Raw genomic sequence first — 19,117 nt, 5'->3', positions numbered from 1 at the left:
TTATCAGTTTTCAGCGAAGCTGAACGATTCTTATCTCGCAAGAAAAGCTACATTTAAAACACGAATGTAGCTTCATCGAATAGGCTTCGATCAGAAGCTTTTCTTATTAAGGCGATGCATGCTGCGTAATCAAGAAAGCCATACAGCAATTGTCTGCTTCCCGCAGCCTTAGTTGGTAAACCCGATCTGCTTGCGATACTGCCCTGGCGGCATACCGACGATCCGCTTGAACATCCGGATGAAATTGGAGTAGTCGTTAAAGCCGGACATTTGGCAGGCTTCGGTGACATTGTGTCCGTCATGCAGCAGCTTCTTGGCGCGTGAAATTCGTTTCATAAGAATGTAGGAGTGAATGGTGCTACCGGTGCTTTGCCGAAATAGACGGCTCAGGTAGTATCGATTCATGTACACCTGCCGCTCGAGCATCTCCAGAGTCAGATCTTGATCGAGATGATGATCGATGTAATCGAGAACGGGTGCCAGCTTCTCCGATACGGCAGACGATTCTGACAGAGCCGTGTTGTTGCGGAAGGAACGGTTAAGCAGCACCAACAGCTCGATGAAATGAATCGTCAACAGCAGATTGGTTTCTTCGGTTGGGAGCAGCAGCAGGGTATCGATCCTTTTGTACAAGGCCATGATTTCCTCCAGCTGCTGAGGTTGAAGATGGATTTTATTGTGCTCTCCCGATTCACGTTCTGTAAAGCAATCGAGCAGGCCATATTGAAATATGGATTCAAAGGGTTGAACGATTTCCGGGTCAAAGTGAATAACAATGTTCTCATAGGGTGCATCGGATTTGAAGGTTGACTTGTGCAGCTCGCGGTTGTTAATAACGAGCAGGTCGCCGGATTTCATCGGATATACCTTTTTTTCGATGATAAAATTGACGTCACCCGCAATAAAAAAATAAACTTCAAAACGTTCATGCAAATGAAAATCCATCTTGGGCGGCGGCGACAAACGTCTATGATTATATTGAAGCTGGGAAGTATTAGTATGGATATTGAAGTTCACAGAGGACACACCTTCCGAATAAACAAGGTCTCATCAGCATAAAGTCAAAAAAAGCAAGAAACACGGCAATTGACGCAATGTATTTGTTTTTATTATACTGCATTATAAAGCTAACTTTAATCTTATGTTCAAGAATATGCTTTTGGACATAACCAATCTGAAGAAATTAGGTGAATCCATTGACAACATTGGGTACAGCAATAATCGGGCTCGGAGCCATTTCAGGGGTCCATTTAAAGGCAATAGCAGATTTGGAACTGACAGATTTGAAAGCGGTTGTAGATATTGATGAAAACCGGGCACGTCAGGTAGCAGAGGAATACGGCTGCGATTATTACACCGACTATAAGGAAATGCTCAAACGCGATGATATTCAGGTTGTTCACCTGTGCACGGCACATTACTTGCATTCTCCGATGGCGATTGATGTGTTGCGTGCAGGCAAGAATGTGCTGACCGAGAAGCCGATGGCAGAAAATATAGCTTCCGCTCAAAAAATGCTGCAGGCAGCTGTCGAGAATCCGAATGTACAGCTAGGCGTTATTTTTCAAAACCGTTACAATGCCCCATCCAAAAGAATGAAGCAGTATGTTGAATCCGGTGAGCTGGGCAAGCTGATCTGCATGAAGGGGATTGTTACCTGGAATCGGACAGCAGCTTATTATGAAACCGAGTGGAAAGGCAAGTGGGCAACCGAAGGTGGCGGCGTTCTCATTAATCAGTCGATTCATACGGTCGATTTACTGCAATGGCTTGGTGGCGAAATTTCATCCATAAAGGGCTCGATTTCTACCGATTCCCTGGAGGGTGTTATCGAAGTGGAAGATACGGCACATGCCTACATTGAATTTAAAAATGGCGCTACTGCGATCTTCTACGCAACCAATGCATATGGACGCAACTCACCGGTTGAGGTGGAGCTCGTATTCGAGCAAGGCACCTTGCTGCAGCGCGGCGATTCGCTGTACCTTGATCAAGACGGCAAGCTTACCACGTTGGAGGAGCCTGTGGTCAACACTCTGGGAGAGAAATCATACTGGGGAATGAGCCACGAGCTGCAAATTCGTGATTACTACGAGCATCTGCTGGCAGGTAAACCGTTCTGGATCGATGGACCAGAAGGCTTCAATGGCTTCCGTGTGGTGATGGACATTTATGAATCCTCACGTACTGGCCAAAAGATTGTTTACAATGGCGCAGAAGTAGCTTTGTAAGAAATTGACATGCTGCCAGATTGCAATTTAATGATATATGATCCAACAGGGTGCTTCTGGAACGATTAGAGGCACCCTGTTTTTTTGTTTTTATCAAATACTCTTCTTGATTTTGAAACCCGAAGAAGCCCTCGCGATCTACGGGGGCTTAGGATTGATCTACTGCAATTGCTTATAGAACGTAATAACCCTTTCCTCATATTCCTTCGCAAATTTGGCATGGGACTTGACATGCTCTTTACCGGTCGTCTGCCAAATTTGAAAACGGTCCTTATGCTTCGCCCACATCGATTCACTGTTCACATAGGGAACAGATTGGTCCTCTATGCTGTGAATAAACAAGACAGGACGCGGGTACACATGATCTACGGCGCTCAACGCATCGACTTGATCAGGGTCCATATTCGTCAAACGAGGTAAAATCCCCAAAATAAGCGGTGTATAGGGGAAGCTCGGCAGATGCGACCAAACAGGAAGGTTATCTTCCAAATAACGAGTTAGATGATTGAAGGGACTGTCCGCGACGACTCCGGCAACATCAGGCTCATCCGCAGCTGCAAGCAGCGAGGTTGCAGCACCCATGGAAAATCCGTGAAGCGCTATACGTCCGGGATGGTGAGTTCGAACCCAGTCGATGGCTCCGAGCACATCCGCCTTTTCCAGATAACCGACTGTGGTCAAGTTACCTCCGGATTCACCAGAATTGCGAAAATCGAACATCACAACATCAAAGCCAGCGGCAGATAACGCCTTGGTCAATTTGATCGCCTCTGCACCGCTCTGCAGCCGATTTTCCCGATACCCATGGGCCATAATGATTGTCAGCTTGTCCGGTGTTGGCTCCGCAGCAGCCGGGATGTACCAGCCTTCCAGTGTGACATCCTGAGTCCGACTCGGAAATTGGATAGGCGTATAGGCTAATCCATAACGGTCTGGGCTATCTGCCAGCGCTTTGCGAGCCGGATGAGTCAACTGCCAGCCTACATAGGTAGAAACACCGACACTGACCAACAATAGGAACACAACCAACAGGATCAAGGCCAACAGCACGGTTTTAAAGGGTTTGCGCCGAGGACGGGCTGCTCTTGTAATCATCAAGGTCGGTCGCATGGGAATCGTTCCTTTCTAGAATGGCTTATTTAAATCGATGGTAGATCATAGAGCCGCAAGCGGCAATAATAAGCATGGTGGCTGCCCATAGTGGCGCAGACAGCGTCCAGAATGCAGGTATAATGATCAGCACGAGCATACATAGATGCAGAGTCAAGCGGACCACCCGCAGAGATTGCTTCCGCAGATGTGGTGGGAGCGGATATATATGCTGCCATAGATGCTCGCGATAATAACGCAGCAGGTCGGCCAGTTGAACAGCGCTAAAGACGGCTAGAATGGCATACAATACTGCAGCCAATATTTTATTGTCAAAAGCGACCATCAGCAGTATACCAATGACAGTAAAACGGCAGGTCATGCCGAACAATTCGGAGCGCAGCCAAACGAGCGTAACTAAATAGGTATAGGTGGATTTACGTTGAAACGGGATGAAATTTACTATTTTATTTAACCAACGAATGTTTCTAGCTTTGCCGCGCAGCTCGGGCACATCGATAAACAGGTTCAGAATCCGATAAATACTTGCCTTATGCCGCAGCTCCCAATCAATGAGCAGATTCCAATGTACTTTGTACTGCCGTGGTAGCCGCAGAATACCCAGGTAAGCCAGAGAACCAACCGCAAGTATGCCAGCTCCATAGCCGGGCCCCAGCTTGAAAACGGCGTAGGTCAGACCGGCGCACAGCAGCCATCGCAGCGCAATGAACAGGTAACGTGTTCGCTGCTCCAGAAGCTGCTGCTCTGTCCATTTGCCAAACAGCAGCACTTGTTTAAATACAAGCCAGACGAGCAGCAGCAACAAGAATAACCAGCCGCTTGAAGGTGCAAGCTTATGATACATCGGCCAGACGATCAACCAGCCAATCGCAACCAGGCTGGACCCAATAATCCGGGCTCTGCGCATGGCCGTTTGCAAATAGATGGCCATCGCTGGCTCCTGCGGCAGCAGGAACAAGGTATCTGCTTGCTGTAAATAGGTACGAATACGGCCGCCGCCAAGCACGAGCATCATACAAACCGTCGCTGTCAGCTGCCAAGGAAATTCCGGTGTTACCCACTGCAGGAATTGTCGATACCCGATCATAAAGACAAGAAAGCCGATACCCGCAGCAATGGACAAGCTTTGCAGTGCGTAATGCAGGTAGGGCCGTATTTCTTTGAGGAATTCCGCCTCTCGGCGACGGTATAAGGCTTGGGTATCCATCATCGCGGGTCGCCCCTTGTAACCAGCTCGCAGAATAGATCGTCCAAGGACGCAGAGGGCATGCCTGCAGCAGCCTGCAGCGCATCTACAGGTCCTGAAGCAATCAGCTTGCCTTGATGCAGGACAAGAAATCGGTCGCAATAACGTTCAATAGTAGCCAAAATGTGAGAGCTGATGAGAATCGAGGCACCGCTTTGTTTAACACTGACCAATAGCTCCAGCAGAGATCGCATGCTTAGGGGATCCAAGCCAAGAAAGGGCTCATCAATAATATACAGCTCCGGCTGCACGAGGAATGCGCACAGAATCATCACTTTTTGACGCATTCCTTTGGACAGGTGGGAGGATAATCGTTCCTGGTAAGCATCCATCTGAAATTGCTTGAGCAGCACGGCAGCGCGTTCCTCGTAAGAAGCTTTATCCAGTCCATAGGCCATAGCAGTTAGCTCCATATGCTCTCGAACGTTCAATTCTTCGTATAATAAAGGGCTTTCTGGCACATAGGCAAACGTTTGCCGATACTTTTCCTGGGATGCCGCCAAGGTCTGTCCCTTCAGACGAATCTCCCCTTGATGGGGCATCATAAGTCCGAGGATATGCTTGATGGTTGTGCTTTTTCCTGCTCCGTTGAGCCCGATCAAGCCGATCATTTCACCCGGTTGTACATGAAAGCTGAGGTTATGCAGTACAGGCTGAAGGCGGCTGTAACCGCCGGTAATGCCGTCTACTTCGAGAATCGGCTGCATGATTATGGTCCTCCCTTAAAATCCGTATCTACTAAGAGTAGCGGAAATAGCAGCAGATTTCCAGTAAGACCTGAGATACCCGTATAGCTGAGCTGTCGTGGCGATGAAGGAAGCAAGAGCCTTATTTCCCTTTATCTTTGGAGGTGTCTTTAGAAGATTCATTTGTAGAACCCTTTTGTTCCTTCGAAACATCCTTTGAACTGCTTTTCTGTTTTTGGGAGGAATCACTTGTCTGGGAGCCTGATTCTGACTGATCCTTCTGCAGCTTTTTTAGCTGATCCTTGTTGGATTTGCGCAGCTTTTCGGATTCCTGAAATTCATATTGCTTAATATCCTTGTACATGTTCATTTGTTCCTTTAGTGCAGAATCGATCGGTTTGTCAGACGATTGCTGCTGTCCCTGGGCTTTTTGCTGGTTTCCACTTTGTTGTTCTGCTTTTTTTCCTCCGCAGCCTGCCACTGACATCAATACGGAAACACTGATGAGCGCAGCACTAATCGATATCATGAACCGGATTGGTAAAGCCTTCATAACCGTCAGCTCCTTTTTTGAGAGAATTAATGATAGGTTGCCCGATACGTCTGCAGAACATGACATGAGAAAAAAATTGATTTTTTGTATACATTTGAATACAATATATATATAAACAATGGAATTACGGGAGGGTTTAAGCATGGCGGAAACTTATCGTAAATCCAAGATTGAGCATTATCTGGAATTCCTGCAAGTACGCAAGCAAGCTTTAACAGCACAGCTGGAGATGCAGGGCTTGGAAATATCCAAAGAATTTATCTGCGGTCAGCTATCGGCTACCGATTTGATTATTCGCGAAATATCGATGGAATTTGGTTTGAATGAAAATCATACTGAAGGAGGCGATGACCATGTCAGCAAAACTTGTTCCAAGCTCGGATCTTCCAAACCCTCAGCATTCGAGGGCGACAAGGATCCAGGTCGCTAAGCGTTTTATATTCCTCTTGGTCGGGGCAGGCTTAGTTTCAGTTGGTCTGGAAATTTTTCTTGTCCCGAACAATATTATCGACGGTGGGGTAGTCGGTATATCCATTATTTTGTCCCATTTAACTTCACTTCCCCTGGGCGTCTTCCTCTTTATTCTTAACCTACCTTTCTTTTTTCTGGGCTACAAGCAAATTGGTAAAACGTTTGCGTTATCGACTCTCATTGGTGTTCTAATCATGTCTGTAGGTACGACATTGCTGCATCCGGTGCCGGCTTTTACGATTGACCCGCTTCTCGCGGCTGTTTTTGGTGGTATCATATTGGGTGTTGGTGTCGGGATGGTTATCCGTTATGGAGGATCACTGGATGGAACGGAAATTGTAGCTATCCTGCTGAATAAAAAATCGCCGTTTTCTGTAGGCGAGATCGTGATGTTCTTCAATTTGTTCATTCTTGCCAGCGCGGGCTTCGTATTTGGCTGGGATCATGCGATGTATTCATTAATTGCTTATTACATAGCTTTCAAAATGATTGATATTACAATAGAAGGCTTCGATGAATCGAAGGCTGTATGGATTATCAGTGACAATTACCGCGATATTGGCGAAGCGATATTGAGTCGTTTGGGACGTGGAGTTACTTATTTGGATGGAGAGGGCGGCTTCACAGGCGGGGAAAAACGTGTGATCTTTTGTGTCATTACCCGATTGGAGGAAGCCAAGATGAAATCGATCGTAGAAAACTATGATCCAACAGCTTTCCTGGCTGTAGGCAATATACATGATGTCAAAGGCGGACGCTTTAAGAAAAAAGACATCCACTAAGCTGTTTATCGGAGGCACAAGGTAATGCGCAGACTGGAAGGCAAAAGAATTGCTATCACGGGGCCGCGCAAGGCTGCGGAGTTAAGCATTATTGTAGAAAAGATGGGTGGTATTCCATTGGTTCGTCCGGCTCAGGGGACGGTTGCGGTTGAGGACCCTAAAGTCGAGGCGGAAGTAAGGAAGCTGATTGAAGAAGGTGTAGACTGGATCATATTGACCACGGGCATAGGCACGGAGATGTTGTACCAAGCTGCTGAACGGATGGCTCTGGCTGATGCTTTTGTTGAACGTCTTCAGCAAACACAGATTGCGGCCAGAGGCTATAAGACGGTGAGATATTTGAAAACTCTCGGGCTTGTACCCACCGTTCGCGATGATGATGGTACAACCGTTGGTATACTTCGTGCGCTCCAACCTTATGATATTAAAGATCGGCGGGTGGCGCTGCAGCTTTATGGCGATCATGCGCCGCGGCTTGTGGAATGGCTGAGGCAGCAGCAGGCCGAATATTATGAAATTCTTCCTTATATTCATGTTCCACCGGATTTGGCTGTGCTGGATCAATTGATTTCGGAAATTATTGCAGGCTCCGTGGACGCCGTGACCTTCACAAGCACACCACAGGTACGGTTTATGATGGCTTATGCCCGCGAACAGGGGCAGGTTGAAGACTTGCTGGCCGCATTTCGTGGGATTACCGTTGCCGTTGCGGTAGGCAAGGTGACAGCGGAGGCGCTCCGGGATGAAGGCGTGGAACGCGTAATTGCGCCTGTGGAAGAACGGATGGGCAGCATGATGGTAACTTTGGCTCAATACTACGAGAATATCTAGTATCTGAATGCATAGGTTGGTCTACAATAAAGGATATGGTATACTTTTCCTGAAAAGTTACCCTATCCTTATTTAAGTTGGAGGACTCATGGAATCAAATAGTATCGTACAGCTTCGTAATGTGACCAAGCGGATCGGCTCCAAAACAATTATCGATCGCCTGTCATTTGATGTGCACCCTGGTGAGGTGTTCGGTTTCCTGGGACCTAACGGAGCAGGTAAAACCACAACCATTCGGATGATTGTTGGACTGATGTCGATGACCGAAGGTGAAATACTTGTTAGCAGCCACAATATCAAGAACGAATTCGAGCAAGCGATGCGGCATGTTGGAGCTATTGTGGAAAATCCCGAATTTTATAAGTTTTTGAGCGGTTATCAAAATTTACAGCATTATGCCCGTATGATTCCGGGAATTACCGAGGAACGAATGAATGAAGTGATTGCTCTGGTAAAGCTGGATCATCGGATTCATGATAAAGTAAAAACGTACTCGCTTGGGATGCGTCAGCGGCTTGGTGTAGCGCAGGCTATATTGCATCGGCCCTCCGTATTAATATTGGACGAGCCAACGAATGGCCTTGACCCTGAGGGAATCCGCGAGCTGCGTGATTACTTGCGTAAGCTATCCAGAGAAGAAGGGCTTGCCGTTATCGTATCCAGCCACTTACTCTCCGAAATGGAGCTGATGTGTGATCGGGTGGCGATCATTCAGAATGGCAAGCTGCTGGATGTAAGGTCCTTCAAGGAAATGCAGGCTGAGACCGGACGCCTTGAGGTTCAATTCGATGTGGATCATCTTGAAGCAGCAGCCAGAGCGGCAGCAGACTTTGTCGGTGAACAGGCTGTTGTGCAGCAAGCTGACGGTGTATTGACTGTAAGCCTGACCAGTGAACGAGAAGAGATCGCCGAGTTGAATGCCCGGTTAGTTAGCGCAGGCGTACGCGTGTACGGAATTCGGACGCATATGAAATCGCTAGAAGATCAATTCCTTGAAATTACGAGGGGGAATCAAATTGTCTAACTTTCTCAGCCTCATCCAAAATGAGCAAATGAAAATATATAGCAGGGCACGTACGTGGATTATGCTTGCGATATTGGTGTTGGTTGTCGTCTTGTGGGCGGTTATGCTCAAATATGTGGTGGAGTCGGGTCTCAACAGTATGATTTCATTCGTATCGATGAGTACAAGCCTGTCGACACTGGTATTCATTTTTACAGTCATTGTAGCTGGTGACAGCGTGGCCTCGGAGTTTACCTGGGGAACCATTAAACTGCTGTTAATCCGACCTGCGACAAGATCCAAGGTTTTGGCGTCTAAATATATATCCGTTGTGCTTTTTTTAATCACATTGCTGCTGGTGCTGCTGATCGCATCCTATTTTGTTGGACTGATATTTTTCGGTCTTGGAGGTATGATACCCGAACAGGATTCGTTCACAGACATATTGAAAACTTATGGCTACAAAGGTATTGATCTGCTGATGTCGATTACTTTGGCTTTTATGATATCGGCCGCTTTTCGCAGCAGTTCGCTTGCTATCGGGTTATCGTTTTTGCTGATGTTCGTGACTTCATCCGGACTGATTTTTGTTTTGGCACAATTCAAATATACATGGGTCAAATACTTGCTGTTTGCCAACACGGACTTATCTATCTACCATTCAGGCGGGAAGCCGTTGGTGGAAGGAATGTCGCTAGGTTTTTCAATTTCAATGCTTATTGCTTATTGGGTTGTGTTCTATGGGGTTTCTTGGCTATTTTTCACCAAGCGTGATATTGCCAGCTAACGGATATAGGGTAGAGTCTCAATCGTATACTTCAAAAAACATCAATAGCCGAGCGCGTCAGAGAAATTAATATTCTCGCTGACGCGCTCGGCTGTATGTATGAAGAAGGACATGCATATATAAATACTAGAGCGTGTCTCCCAATAGCTCAATAACCCGTTCCTCCAGAAGAAGCGGATCAATGGGCTTGGACATATAATCCTGTGCACCGAGCTTGATACCGCGAACAACGGTGTCTCGTCGTGCATCTCCAGTCAGCAGGAGAATCGGGATAGCTGCCGTTTCCGGTGTGGATTTTAACTTTGTCAAAGCCTCAAGACCATTCATACCGGGAAGATTAATATCAAGCAGAATAAGATCATAATGAGCGATACGAGAGATCAGCACAAGGAAATCGTTAGCTGTTGAAAAGGTGTCTATATCATATCGATGTTCGAAAATTTGTCTGACTAACAAGCAAAAAGGGGAGCTATCGTCGATGAGAGCAATTTGTTTGTTCATGTTTGAGTCACTTCCTTATTATATGGAGGGATGATTCGCTATGGTTGATACTAGCAGAGAACAACGCATGCAGGCAATTATAATCCAAGCACGCAGGATGTTTGTACAGGATGCCTTGGAACGTGAGGCTGCACTTAGAGCAGATATAGTGCTGTGGAACCGGCAGCAGTTGTCGAACCAGCAGATTGGCGAGCATATGTACCTATATGTTCATACACTCAAAGGGATCGCTCAGACCGTGGGCTGCGATCAGGTGCATCAGCTCAGTGAAGCAGCAGACTCTTACAGTATACGGCATCAGAATGATTGGACGGAAGAGGTAATTCAAGAGCTGCACCAATACTTGGATCAGCTTCACATCGAGCTGCAGCGCGAGCTTGGTCGTGCGGAGGCTTTATGATTGAAAAAGTGTTGATCATATCGATCCTGACTTTTATTATTCATGCTGTGGAAACCTTGTCTTATGGCGTACGTCTGGCTGGAGTTAGAACAGGGAAGCTGGCCGTTGCGCTATCACTGACCGGGATGATTGTGCTTGTATCGAGAACCTCGAATTTGGCTCAAGCCCCCATGATGGGCAAAATCGTGGATTATGCGAAGCTTCACGCAGAATATTCCCTGGAGGCCCAACTGCATATCTTTATTGCAGCCGCTTCACTCGGCACTTTGTTTGCGATCGTATTTATTCCGACAGCGATCAGGCTGTCAGTCAGTCTGATCAGTCGTTTGGAGGAAACGGGTTCGCTCCCGAGGCTGCTTCGCGAATCGGTTTCGATTCGCAAGCTTAAGGTTGTTCGAAGACATGTGCAAATGCCCAGCTGGGCGATGCTGTCGAGACTGCGAATCGGCGGTGTACCCAAACGGCTGCTTATCCTGAATATGCTGGTAACTGGAATCTACACGGTTGGCGTTTTGGCAGCACTGTATGCTTCCTTTTTATTACCTGAATACAGTGTGACGGCATCACAATCGTCCGGCTTGATCAATGGGGTTGCCACCATTCTAATGACGATACTGGTCGACCCTCAAGTCGCACTGATGACGGACAGGGCTATGAACGGTAACGAAAGCTTGGCGCAAATTAACAAAATGTATGGATTGCTGATGTTTTCGCGTTTTTTTGGTACAGTGCTTGCCCAGGTTTTATTGGTACCTGGCACGTATTTGATAACAGCGGTAGTCCCTTTTTGGTAATGCAATCGGTTCTATTAGGGCATCGTATGGGAAGAAAAGGAACTTGATTAATCGGGTGGATTCTGATAAGTAATGAATAGTAAAACTTTAGAGGAAAGGGGATAGGAATTACCAATTGCAGGAGAAAGTAACGTGTGATCAGCGAATATTGGAAATAATATCAAAGATTTACAGAATATAATGGAGTTCGCACAATTTGCGTTGTTCGCATAACAAGGAGGCACTATATGCGCCCACAAACGGTTTCACCGGTACTTCCAACTCTCGGGGAACACAATGAAACCTACACTGATGATCAAATCCTTAATATGTTTATAGCCGCATGTCATCGTTCCACATACACCATTAGAAATTACCGGATTGCTATTAACAAATTTCGGGCTTTTATTGGCAACAAGTCATTGCGAGATGTAACCTGGAGAGAAATCGAGGTGTATAAACTAGGGTTGATTCAAGGCTTTTTTAGTAAAAACAATAGTCCCCAAGCTCCCGCAACAGTTGCCGTTTATATAGCTCCTGTGCGCTCTCTTTATAAATGGGGCAGTGATCCAAACATCAACATTTTTACAAAAAATCCGACCACCTCTGTCCGCACCCCCAAAGTATCCGTTACCAGCAGAAATCATTATTTGACAAAAAACGAAGTCGTTTGCTTGATCCAGCAGCTAAAACGGCAAGGATTGCGTAACTATATGATTGGATTAACGCTTGTTCTCCTCGGTCTGCGCGTGTCTGAACTAATTTCTATTGAAAGTGGACACTTTCATTCCGATCCAGAGGAGTCATCCATATGGCTGACGGTTTACGGCAAGGGAGGCAAGGAACGAGAAGTCAAAGTCCCACCCATGCTGTGGAGACTGCTCGAACCCTATATTCAAGATTTGAAGCCAAATGAAGGTCAGCAGGATCAACGGATTTTCCCGATAACCGTAAGAGCTGTTGAAAAAATGATCCAAAAAGCTCGTGAACAGTGGGGAGTGGACAAAAAGGTAACTCCACATTGGCTTAGACACACCAATGCCACCCTGGCTCTTCTCCGCGGCGCTTCATTACAACAGGTTCAGGAGTCGCTCGGCCATACACACATCAATACAACTCAACGTTACCTGCACACCGTACAGCAAATCAAAAAAGCTGCCCCCGATTATGTCGAGGACAGCTTAAAAGACCATATTTAGGTATATATTCCTGCTTCTTTATAAAAATGATATTGTTATTTTGGTTATAATTAACTATACTACTAGTGACTATAACAAAATACAGTATCATTTTTTGTCGAAATTTTACGAACAACGCAAATTGTACGAACTTTAGTTTAGCATGTGGAACTGAAAGGAGAAATGCAAATAAAAGATTTATTTGTAAATTTAGGATATCTGTAGATGGAATTCCCTTCTTTTTGGGAGGGTTCTATCTTTTTTTGCTAATACGAAGGAAGGAGCATCGATTGCAGGAGCATTACGAGATGAAATCATTAATACATATAAAGGAAAAGGATATGGACACCTACGAGCACAATATACACGTGGGGAAATTCAATTCCTTGGATTGTATGCTGTCCGACCGTCCTTATCGCAACCGTCTGTCCCTTAAGAGGCCAAAGATGAGCTATTCATACAAAGTAATCAACAATTCGACAAGCAATCGGTATATAAGCTGTTGAGTCTACCTGATATCGCGTTGACGAATATACAGACCATAGATAGATAACAACTCGGGGAGAGTGACTGTACGATGAAAATGACAGTTTCTAAAAAGCTTTACAGTGGTTTCTTTGCAATTTTGCTCCTTTTGGCTGGAATCGCCAGCATCAGTTATTATCAAATGAGTACAATTGATGAATCCTATGGGGATTTGATCGATAACCGTGCATACAAAGTAAGCTTGACCAAAGACATGCTTTTAGCCGTAAGAGATGAACAAATCATGATTCGCAGTTATTTATTAATAGGCGATGACAAGTATATTCAGAATTGGGAAACGGCTAAAGAGCAATTCAAAAAAAACAGTGTCAAACTTAATAAAATAGTGGTTTCGGCCGAGGGTGTACAATATTTGTCTCAGCTGGATCAGCTGGAATCACAATATAACCAGATCGGCAGTCAGTCAATTCAGTTAAAGAAACAAAACAACCTGGACGAGGCTTTGAAAATTTCCGAAACACAGGCAGGTCCTGTCGTTGATAAAATAACCCAAGCTGCTAATAATTTAATTCAGCTGCAGCAGGATACGCTGGATAAAGGTAATGAGGATAATTCCAAAAAGGTCAACTCCACACTGTTCTGGTTGTTGACATTAAGTATTGTAGCCGTTATCGCCGGAATCGGTGTTGCTTTTTACATTAGTCGTCAAATATCGCTGCCGATTATGGAAGTGGCGAAGTCCGCGGAAAGAATAGCGACTGGCGATCTGACTGGCGACTCACTTTCCATCAAAAACCGAGATGAAATCGGTGATATGGCAATAGCTTTTAACAAAATGTCAGCCAGTATCACTACAATTATTAGTACCGTACTCATATCCTCACAAAATCTTTCAGCAGCCGCGCAGCAGATCTCGGCCAGCACCGAGGAGATTGCCAGCGGAAGTGCCAATCAGGCGAGCTCCGCGCAAACGATCAATGAACTGTTCAGAGAGCTGTCCGTGGCGATTACTTCTGTAGCCAATGGAGCCGAGCAGGCAGCTGAATTATCCAACAATACGATGGAGCTTGCCCAGGAGGGCGGCAAAGTGCTGCGTTCGTCGATTGATGGAATGAACTCGGCTAACGAGCAAATGGCGCGGCTGGAGGAGGATTCGAACAAAATCGGTGAAATCATTGAGGTCATTGACGATATTGCCGATCAGACGAATTTGCTTGCCTTGAATGCGGCGATCGAAGCGGCTAGGGCCGGGGATCAGGGTAGAGGTTTTGCCGTTGTGGCAGACGAGGTCCGTAAGCTTGCGGAACGCAGCAGTGAAGCAACCAAGCAAATAACAGCGATTATTAAAGGCATGCAAAAAAATACCTTGCTAAGCATCTCGGCAGTTAATCAAGGTGTAGTGTCCTCACAAAAAACCGGAGAGTCCTTCGAAAGTATTGTATACATGGTCAACGATTCTGCGAATAAAGTGTCGGAAATTGCCGCTGCCAGCGAGCAGCAAGCTGCTCAAACCTCTGAAGTTCTGCTCTCTATAGAAAGTATTTCTGCGGCTACTGAGGAGGCGGCAGCCAGCAGTGAGGAAACCGCCTCGGCAGCACAATCATTGGCTATGCTGGCAGAGGAACTGAATATTGCAGTTGAAAAGTTTAAAATCAAGTAGGTAAGAAGGTGAGTGTATTGAAAACAACCCACCAGGATCAGTATATCGAGGTTGGGATTGGCAATGAAAAATATGCATTAAAAATTGATGATATTCACGAGATTATTAAGATGCAGACCATCACTTGCATTCCTAATACGAGATCGTATATTAAAGGTGTTATTAACTTGAGAGGCAAGATCATTTCTATTATCAGCCTGAGAGCTCGCTTTGGCCTCCAGGAGGAGGATAACACCAAGCTGACCCGAATTGTCGTTGTTAATTTTATGGGTGAAATGGTCGGAATTATCGTAGACAGAGTCAATCAGGTAACATCCTTTTCCGCCATTCAGGAGCCACCTGATCATTCCGGTGATCAACAAACGGCTTATTTTTCAGGAATTGGTCACGCGGGAGCTGGTCTGGTGTTCATTTTAAATCTTATAAATATTTTACAGGAGTAATCCGATATCGCCAGTCCATGTGAGCTTGTCGATGTCTCCCGATGCACCTTTCCGCACTGCTATTCCTTTCGTGTGGAGAGGTGATTCGTGTTAGCTGAGAGGGCTAGTGGCAACGATCTTTTCCAATACGTCATAATTTGCGTCATAATTTCATTTCAGTTATACTCAAATAGCTATTGATTAATCACTAACAATTTGAAGGGTGGAAATGCAATGGTCAAAAATGATACGACCACTGTTAATCGCAAGACGGAAATTATATCAGCTGCAATCGAAGTATTTGCCGATATCGGGTATTATCGGGCGACTACAGCGCAGGTTGCACAGCGGGCGAATATATCTCAGCCTTATATATTTCGCTTTTTTGCGACCAAGGAAGCTTTGCTGCTAGCTGCGCTGGAGGTATCGTGGACGAGGATTATCGATTCCTTCCGACTTGTGGTGGATTCTGCATCCCCAGAACGACTGGAAACCAATCTGAGCGGAGCGTATGAGGATATAATGAAATCTTATCAGAATGAGACGCTTCTCCAAATGCAGGCGCTGACAATTCAAGAGGAAGCGATTCGGGAGTCAATGCGTTGTGGATTTCGGGAAGTCCGTCATATTGTGCTGGAAGCTTTTCGCAGTGCAGGAATTCATAACCCGGAAGAGCGAACGCTTATTTTTCTCGCAAGAGGAATGCTGTGCAATATTTCAATGGCAGTCGGTTTGCCCGAATTGATGGAGGAGTGAGTTGGTCATACAGCTCCTTTAAATTAGTTATTGACTGATCAATAACTAATTGGTATATTGTTATCAAGTTAGTAATTGATCAATAACAAAAAGGAAAAGAGGCTGATGAAAATGAAAAAAGCAATCGTGGTAGGTGCAACAGGAGGAACAGGTGCGGTTGTGACGGCAGAGCTGGTCAAGCGAGGCATTGATACAATTGCTTTTGGACGATCCCGGGCCAAGTTGGAGCAATTGGCGGCACGTCTTGGCAATCCGGCTCATTTATCGCTGGCCGTTGGCGATGCTTTCCAGTCCGATGACATTGCCGCCGCGTCAAAAGAAGTAGATGTTTTATTTCACTGCGCAAATGTACCGTACAACGAGATGCACAGCAAATTGATTCCGCTTGGTGAAGCGATCATGGAAGCTGCCAATCGGCTTAGTCTTAAAGTCGTCGCTGTAGATGGCATTTATCCATACGGAAAACGGCAGATGGATAAAGTGACCGAGGAACATCCGAAGCAGCCACACACGAAGAAAGGCAAGATTCGGCTGGCGTTTGAGCAGATGCTGTTCAGCGATAGATGGAATCATGCGCAGGTGATGATTGTACGGCTTCCCGATTATTACGGGCCAACGGCCAATGAAGCTTCTTATCTCGGATCTACACTCGAAGCCATAGCGGCAGGCAAAATGGCGTTTTATATCGGCAACAAGCACATTCCCCGTGAATTCGTATATTTGCCGGACGCGGCGATCATGATTGTCGAGCTTGCCGGTAAAGATTTTGCTTATGGCCAAAATTGGCATATTCCGGGAACCGATATCATCTCTGGTCAGGAAATAGTTCGAATAGCCCAGAAGGTGAGCACAACAACCAACAAGCCTGTCATAACGTTGGGAAGAATAGGGCTGTCCTTGCTCGGCGTGTTTGTTCCCGTCATGAAGGAGGTCGTGGAGATGCTGTATTTAACCGAGGAACCTCTGCTTCTGAGCGGGGAGAAATATGAGCGGCTGATCGGTCCGATTCCGGCGACTACATTCGAGGAAGGCATTGCTGCGACCATTCATTCCTTACAACAGCCGAAAAAAGCAATAAATATTTGAATTTTAGTTATTGATTAATCAATAAAATAAAGTGGGAATGTACGGCAGGAGTTGAATAGGAATCTCAGGTTGGCTTGGTATAAATAAAACCCCGACATCCATAAAAGGTGTCGGGGTTTCAAGAAATCGTTTTGTAGCTTAGCTATCCATCAATTCCTGAAAGCACCTGTGAACTGACTTGATCCAACTGCTTCAGCTCATCGGGCGTCAGAGTCACATCGATAGCACGTGTGTTTTCGGCCAAATGCTTTTCATTTTGTGTACCGACGATAGCGGAAGTTAATGCGGGCTGGTGCAGCAGCCAACTGATGGCAATTTCCGATAGGGTCACTTGCTTTGTCTCAGCGATTTGCTTCAACAGATCGATCAATGGCTGTTCCTGTTCCAAATGCTCCGGCAGGAACAATCTTCTATTGTTACGGAAATCGCTTTCCTTGACTGTGGCCTTGCCATTATGAAAAGCACCGGTCAGGATGCCTTTGGCAATGGAGCTGTAGCTCATGATACCAATATGGTTTTCCTGACAGTAAGGGATAATCTCGGGCTCAATCCCGCGGTGAAGCAGACTATATTCGGGCTGAATGACATCGATACGTGCGTAGTTGCTTGCTTCTTTGAGCAGCTCAATGGAGAAATTGGATGCACCGATAGCGCGAATCAGACCCTCATCCTTAAGCTTGTTCAATTCGGATAACGTATCTGCCAGTGGGATATCCTTATTAGGCCAGTGGATGTAATAGATATCCACATAATCAACGCGTAAGCGCTTAAGGCTGGTCTCTGCTGAAGAGCGCACATCTGCAGGCTTCAGATGACTTGGTGATACCTTGGTGGCGATAATGCAGTCTTTTCGTTTGCCTTCAAGAGCCAGTCCGACGATTTCCTCGGAATGTCCCTGTCCGTAGCCTTCGGCCGTATCAAACGTATGAATACCCAGCTCAAAAGCTTTTTGAATCGCACTAATATTGACTTCATCGCTTTGCTTATCCCATTGTCCTCCACCGAGCTCCCAGCACCCAAAAGTCACTTCGGAAACCTGAATATCGGTATTTCCTAATTGTCTGTATTTCATCAGAAATTCCTCCTTAGAGTTTTCGTGGAAAATTCACTTCGTCAAGCATTTACTCGGCCGCTATGGCGCGTATTTCTGCCAAGGTTGCTTCGTCCAAAGCCACATCAACTGCCGGCAGAACACTTAAAATATGACTTGGCTTGCGTACTCCTACAATAGCGCTCGTAAGTGCCGGATGAGCCAGTACATAAGCGATGGCTAGTTGTGGAAGGGTAAGATCATACCGGGAAGCCACCAGCTTCAATTTTTCTGCTCGGTCCACGTTTTTTCTCAAATTCTCGCCCGTATGTGCAGCATTGCGCGAACGCCAGTCGTTCGCTTCGAATTTGGTGTCATACGTGTAGTTGCCTGACAGAAGTCCGGAGGTCAACGAGCTGTACCCAACAACGCCAATCCCTTTTTCCTGACAAAAAGGTAGCAGCTCCTGCTCAGCCTTGGGTCTCAGGATCGAATATGGAGGCTGCAATGAGTCCACATGCCGGACAGCCAGCGATTGCTCCAATAATGGCACATCGTAGTTGCTAACTCCGGCATAACGAACTTTGCCGTCTTGAATCAGCTTGTCCATCGCCCGCATCGTTTCCTCGGCAGGCGCTTTTGTATCCGTATCCGGCCAATGCATTTGATATAGGTCGATATAGTCGGTACCGAGTCTTTGGAGAGAGGCTTCTGCTTCACGAATGACAGAATCATAGGTGCCATTTTTGGAAACATTCTTTTGCTCATCCCATACCAGACCGCACTTTGTTGCGAGTATGACCTTATCCCGATCACCTTTAAGTGCCTTACCGATAATTTCTTCGGAATATCCGAGACCATACACAGCTGCTGTATCATAAAAGGTAACACCTGCATCGAGTGCCGCGCGAACGCTGTCGTGAGAGAGCTGATCATCCTGATCGCCCCACCCGCTAGCCCAGCCTGCTCCTCCGATTGCCCAGGAACCAAAGCCGATAACCGATATTTCCGGACCATTCTTTCCAAGCTTGCGATATTTCATAGTTAAATCTCTCCTTCGATTAGGCTTATATTCATTATAAAGAAAGCAATTTGATTTAGGAAGAACTGTGCTTGACATCAGCT

The 19,117-nt window shown here is 46.1% G+C and carries 21 protein-coding genes; 13 read left to right on the top strand and 8 right to left on the bottom strand.

Annotated features, from left to right (window positions below):
• Positions 1–168: 168 nt before the first annotated feature.
• A complete protein-coding gene (locus NST47_RS31610) occupies positions 169–1,017 on the bottom strand; it encodes an AraC family transcriptional regulator (RefSeq protein ID WP_341158679.1) in 849 nt (282 codons plus the stop codon).
• 188 nt (positions 1,018–1,205) lie between these two features.
• Here NST47_RS31610 and NST47_RS31605 point away from each other — a divergent pair, with 188 nt between their 5' ends.
• The gene (locus NST47_RS31605) at positions 1,206–2,231 is read left to right on the top strand and encodes a Gfo/Idh/MocA family protein (protein ID WP_341158678.1); all 1,026 of its coding nucleotides are present in this window, start codon (positions 1,206–1,208) and stop codon (positions 2,229–2,231) included.
• Positions 2,232–2,390: 159 nt separating this feature from the next.
• On the opposite strand, the gene NST47_RS31600 is transcribed toward NST47_RS31605, so the two are convergent.
• The 4 genes from NST47_RS31600 to NST47_RS31585 form a co-directional block, all read right to left on the bottom strand.
• Entirely contained in the window at positions 2,391–3,326 is a 936-nt protein-coding gene (locus tag NST47_RS31600) for an alpha/beta hydrolase (RefSeq protein ID WP_341159797.1), read from the bottom strand.
• A gap of 40 nt (positions 3,327–3,366) precedes the next feature.
• On the bottom strand, positions 3,367–4,551 hold the full coding sequence (locus NST47_RS31595; protein WP_341158677.1) for an ABC transporter permease: 1,185 nt from the start codon (positions 4,549–4,551) through the stop codon (positions 3,367–3,369).
• Positions 4,548–5,294, bottom strand: coding sequence for an ABC transporter ATP-binding protein (locus NST47_RS31590; protein WP_341158676.1), 747 nt, complete (start codon positions 5,292–5,294; stop codon positions 4,548–4,550). The genes NST47_RS31595 and NST47_RS31590 overlap by 4 nt, the downstream gene beginning before the upstream one ends.
• Before the next feature lie 121 nt (positions 5,295–5,415).
• The gene (locus tag NST47_RS31585; RefSeq protein ID WP_341158675.1) at positions 5,416–5,802 is read right to left on the bottom strand and encodes a hypothetical protein; all 387 of its coding nucleotides are present in this window, start codon (positions 5,800–5,802) and stop codon (positions 5,416–5,418) included.
• A 166-nt stretch (positions 5,803–5,968) separates the two neighbouring features.
• Here NST47_RS31585 and NST47_RS31580 point away from each other — a divergent pair, with 166 nt between their 5' ends.
• From NST47_RS31580 to NST47_RS31560, 5 genes are all read left to right on the top strand, one after another.
• On the top strand, positions 5,969–6,256 hold the full coding sequence (locus NST47_RS31580) for a hypothetical protein (RefSeq protein WP_341158674.1): 288 nt from the start codon (positions 5,969–5,971) through the stop codon (positions 6,254–6,256).
• Positions 6,174–7,079: a YitT family protein gene (locus tag NST47_RS31575; protein WP_445667422.1), complete on the top strand. Its 906-nt coding sequence runs from the start codon at positions 6,174–6,176 to the stop codon at positions 7,077–7,079. Before NST47_RS31580 ends, NST47_RS31575 begins: the two co-directional genes overlap by 83 nt.
• Before the next feature lie 24 nt (positions 7,080–7,103).
• Positions 7,104–7,910: a uroporphyrinogen-III synthase gene (locus tag NST47_RS31570; protein WP_341158672.1), complete on the top strand. Its 807-nt coding sequence runs from the start codon at positions 7,104–7,106 to the stop codon at positions 7,908–7,910.
• 88 nt (positions 7,911–7,998) lie between these two features.
• On the top strand, positions 7,999–8,934 hold the full coding sequence (locus tag NST47_RS31565) for an ABC transporter ATP-binding protein (RefSeq protein ID WP_341158671.1): 936 nt from the start codon (positions 7,999–8,001) through the stop codon (positions 8,932–8,934).
• Positions 8,927–9,700, top strand: a complete 774-nt coding sequence (locus NST47_RS31560; RefSeq protein WP_341158670.1) for an ABC transporter permease — start codon at positions 8,927–8,929, stop codon at positions 9,698–9,700. The genes NST47_RS31565 and NST47_RS31560 overlap by 8 nt, the downstream gene beginning before the upstream one ends.
• A gap of 126 nt (positions 9,701–9,826) precedes the next feature.
• On the opposite strand, the gene NST47_RS31555 is transcribed toward NST47_RS31560, so the two are convergent.
• On the bottom strand, positions 9,827–10,201 hold the full coding sequence (locus NST47_RS31555; protein ID WP_076233376.1) for a response regulator: 375 nt from the start codon (positions 10,199–10,201) through the stop codon (positions 9,827–9,829).
• 40 nt (positions 10,202–10,241) lie between these two features.
• On the opposite strand from NST47_RS31555, the gene NST47_RS31550 reads away from it, so the two are divergent.
• The 7 genes from NST47_RS31550 (at position 10,242) to NST47_RS31520 (ending at position 16,962) form a co-directional block, all read left to right on the top strand.
• Entirely contained in the window at positions 10,242–10,601 is a 360-nt protein-coding gene (locus NST47_RS31550) for an Hpt domain-containing protein (protein WP_341158669.1), read from the top strand.
• Positions 10,598–11,395 (top strand): lipid II flippase Amj family protein, encoded by a 798-nt coding sequence (locus NST47_RS31545; protein WP_179097549.1) that lies wholly within the window; start codon positions 10,598–10,600, stop codon positions 11,393–11,395. Before NST47_RS31550 ends, NST47_RS31545 begins: the two co-directional genes overlap by 4 nt.
• A gap of 227 nt (positions 11,396–11,622) precedes the next feature.
• Positions 11,623–12,573, top strand: a complete 951-nt coding sequence (locus tag NST47_RS31540; protein WP_341158668.1) for a tyrosine-type recombinase/integrase — start codon at positions 11,623–11,625, stop codon at positions 12,571–12,573.
• Between the two features lie 562 nt (positions 12,574–13,135).
• Positions 13,136–14,698 (top strand): methyl-accepting chemotaxis protein, encoded by a 1,563-nt coding sequence (locus NST47_RS31535; protein WP_341158667.1) that lies wholly within the window; start codon positions 13,136–13,138, stop codon positions 14,696–14,698.
• Positions 14,699–14,706: 8 nt separating this feature from the next.
• The gene (locus NST47_RS31530; protein WP_445667421.1) at positions 14,707–15,141 is read left to right on the top strand and encodes a chemotaxis protein CheW; all 435 of its coding nucleotides are present in this window, start codon (positions 14,707–14,709) and stop codon (positions 15,139–15,141) included.
• A 213-nt stretch (positions 15,142–15,354) separates the two neighbouring features.
• Positions 15,355–15,876, top strand: a complete 522-nt coding sequence (locus tag NST47_RS31525) for a TetR/AcrR family transcriptional regulator (protein ID WP_341158665.1) — start codon at positions 15,355–15,357, stop codon at positions 15,874–15,876.
• 111 nt (positions 15,877–15,987) lie between these two features.
• Positions 15,988–16,962, top strand: coding sequence for an SDR family NAD(P)-dependent oxidoreductase (locus NST47_RS31520; protein ID WP_341158664.1), 975 nt, complete (start codon positions 15,988–15,990; stop codon positions 16,960–16,962).
• 142 nt (positions 16,963–17,104) lie between these two features.
• On the opposite strand, the gene NST47_RS31515 is transcribed toward NST47_RS31520, so the two are convergent.
• Positions 17,105–18,034 carry an aldo/keto reductase gene (locus tag NST47_RS31515; RefSeq protein WP_341158663.1) on the bottom strand — a complete coding sequence of 310 codons (930 nt, stop codon included), beginning with the start codon at positions 18,032–18,034 and terminating at the stop codon, positions 17,105–17,107.
• A 49-nt stretch (positions 18,035–18,083) separates the two neighbouring features.
• On the bottom strand, positions 18,084–19,034 hold the full coding sequence (locus NST47_RS31510) for an aldo/keto reductase (RefSeq protein ID WP_341158662.1): 951 nt from the start codon (positions 19,032–19,034) through the stop codon (positions 18,084–18,086).
• Positions 19,035–19,117 lie beyond the last annotated feature (83 nt).

Source organism: Paenibacillus sp. FSL H8-0034 (assembly GCF_038000305.1).
Classification (GTDB): domain Bacteria; phylum Bacillota; class Bacilli; order Paenibacillales; family NBRC-103111; genus Paenibacillus_S.
Note: the sequence above shows the minus strand (reverse complement) of the source record. Positions and strands in the feature narration are given on the sequence as shown.

Bases quoted from the DNA above. Each gene is read 5' to 3' on its own strand.
- NST47_RS31570 (WP_341158672.1), top strand. From the start codon at position 7,104: ATGCGCAGACTGGAAGGCAAAAGAATTGCTATCACGGGGCCGCGCAAG.
- NST47_RS31545 (WP_179097549.1), top strand. From the start codon at position 10,598: ATGATTGAAAAAGTGTTGATCATATCGATCCTGACTTTTATTATTCAT.
- NST47_RS31515 (WP_341158663.1), bottom strand. From the start codon at position 18,034: ATGAAATACAGACAATTAGGAAATACCGATATTCAGGTTTCCGAAGTG.
- NST47_RS31600 (WP_341159797.1), bottom strand. From the start codon at position 3,326: ATGATTACAAGAGCAGCCCGTCCTCGGCGCAAACCCTTTAAAACCGTG.
- NST47_RS31540 (WP_341158668.1), top strand. From the start codon at position 11,623: ATGCGCCCACAAACGGTTTCACCGGTACTTCCAACTCTCGGGGAACAC.
- NST47_RS31575 (WP_445667422.1), top strand. From the start codon at position 6,174: ATGACCATGTCAGCAAAACTTGTTCCAAGCTCGGATCTTCCAAACCCT.
- NST47_RS31550 (WP_341158669.1), top strand. From the start codon at position 10,242: ATGGTTGATACTAGCAGAGAACAACGCATGCAGGCAATTATAATCCAA.
- NST47_RS31555 (WP_076233376.1), bottom strand. From the start codon at position 10,201: ATGAACAAACAAATTGCTCTCATCGACGATAGCTCCCCTTTTTGCTTG.
- NST47_RS31595 (WP_341158677.1), bottom strand. From the start codon at position 4,551: ATGATGGATACCCAAGCCTTATACCGTCGCCGAGAGGCGGAATTCCTC.
- NST47_RS31525 (WP_341158665.1), top strand. From the start codon at position 15,355: ATGGTCAAAAATGATACGACCACTGTTAATCGCAAGACGGAAATTATA.
- NST47_RS31510 (WP_341158662.1), bottom strand. From the start codon at position 19,034: ATGAAATATCGCAAGCTTGGAAAGAATGGTCCGGAAATATCGGTTATC.
- NST47_RS31535 (WP_341158667.1), top strand. From the start codon at position 13,136: ATGACAGTTTCTAAAAAGCTTTACAGTGGTTTCTTTGCAATTTTGCTC.
- NST47_RS31580 (WP_341158674.1), top strand. From the start codon at position 5,969: ATGGCGGAAACTTATCGTAAATCCAAGATTGAGCATTATCTGGAATTC.
- NST47_RS31590 (WP_341158676.1), bottom strand. From the start codon at position 5,294: ATGCAGCCGATTCTCGAAGTAGACGGCATTACCGGCGGTTACAGCCGC.
- NST47_RS31520 (WP_341158664.1), top strand. From the start codon at position 15,988: ATGAAAAAAGCAATCGTGGTAGGTGCAACAGGAGGAACAGGTGCGGTT.
- NST47_RS31565 (WP_341158671.1), top strand. From the start codon at position 7,999: ATGGAATCAAATAGTATCGTACAGCTTCGTAATGTGACCAAGCGGATC.
- NST47_RS31585 (WP_341158675.1), bottom strand. From the start codon at position 5,802: ATGATATCGATTAGTGCTGCGCTCATCAGTGTTTCCGTATTGATGTCA.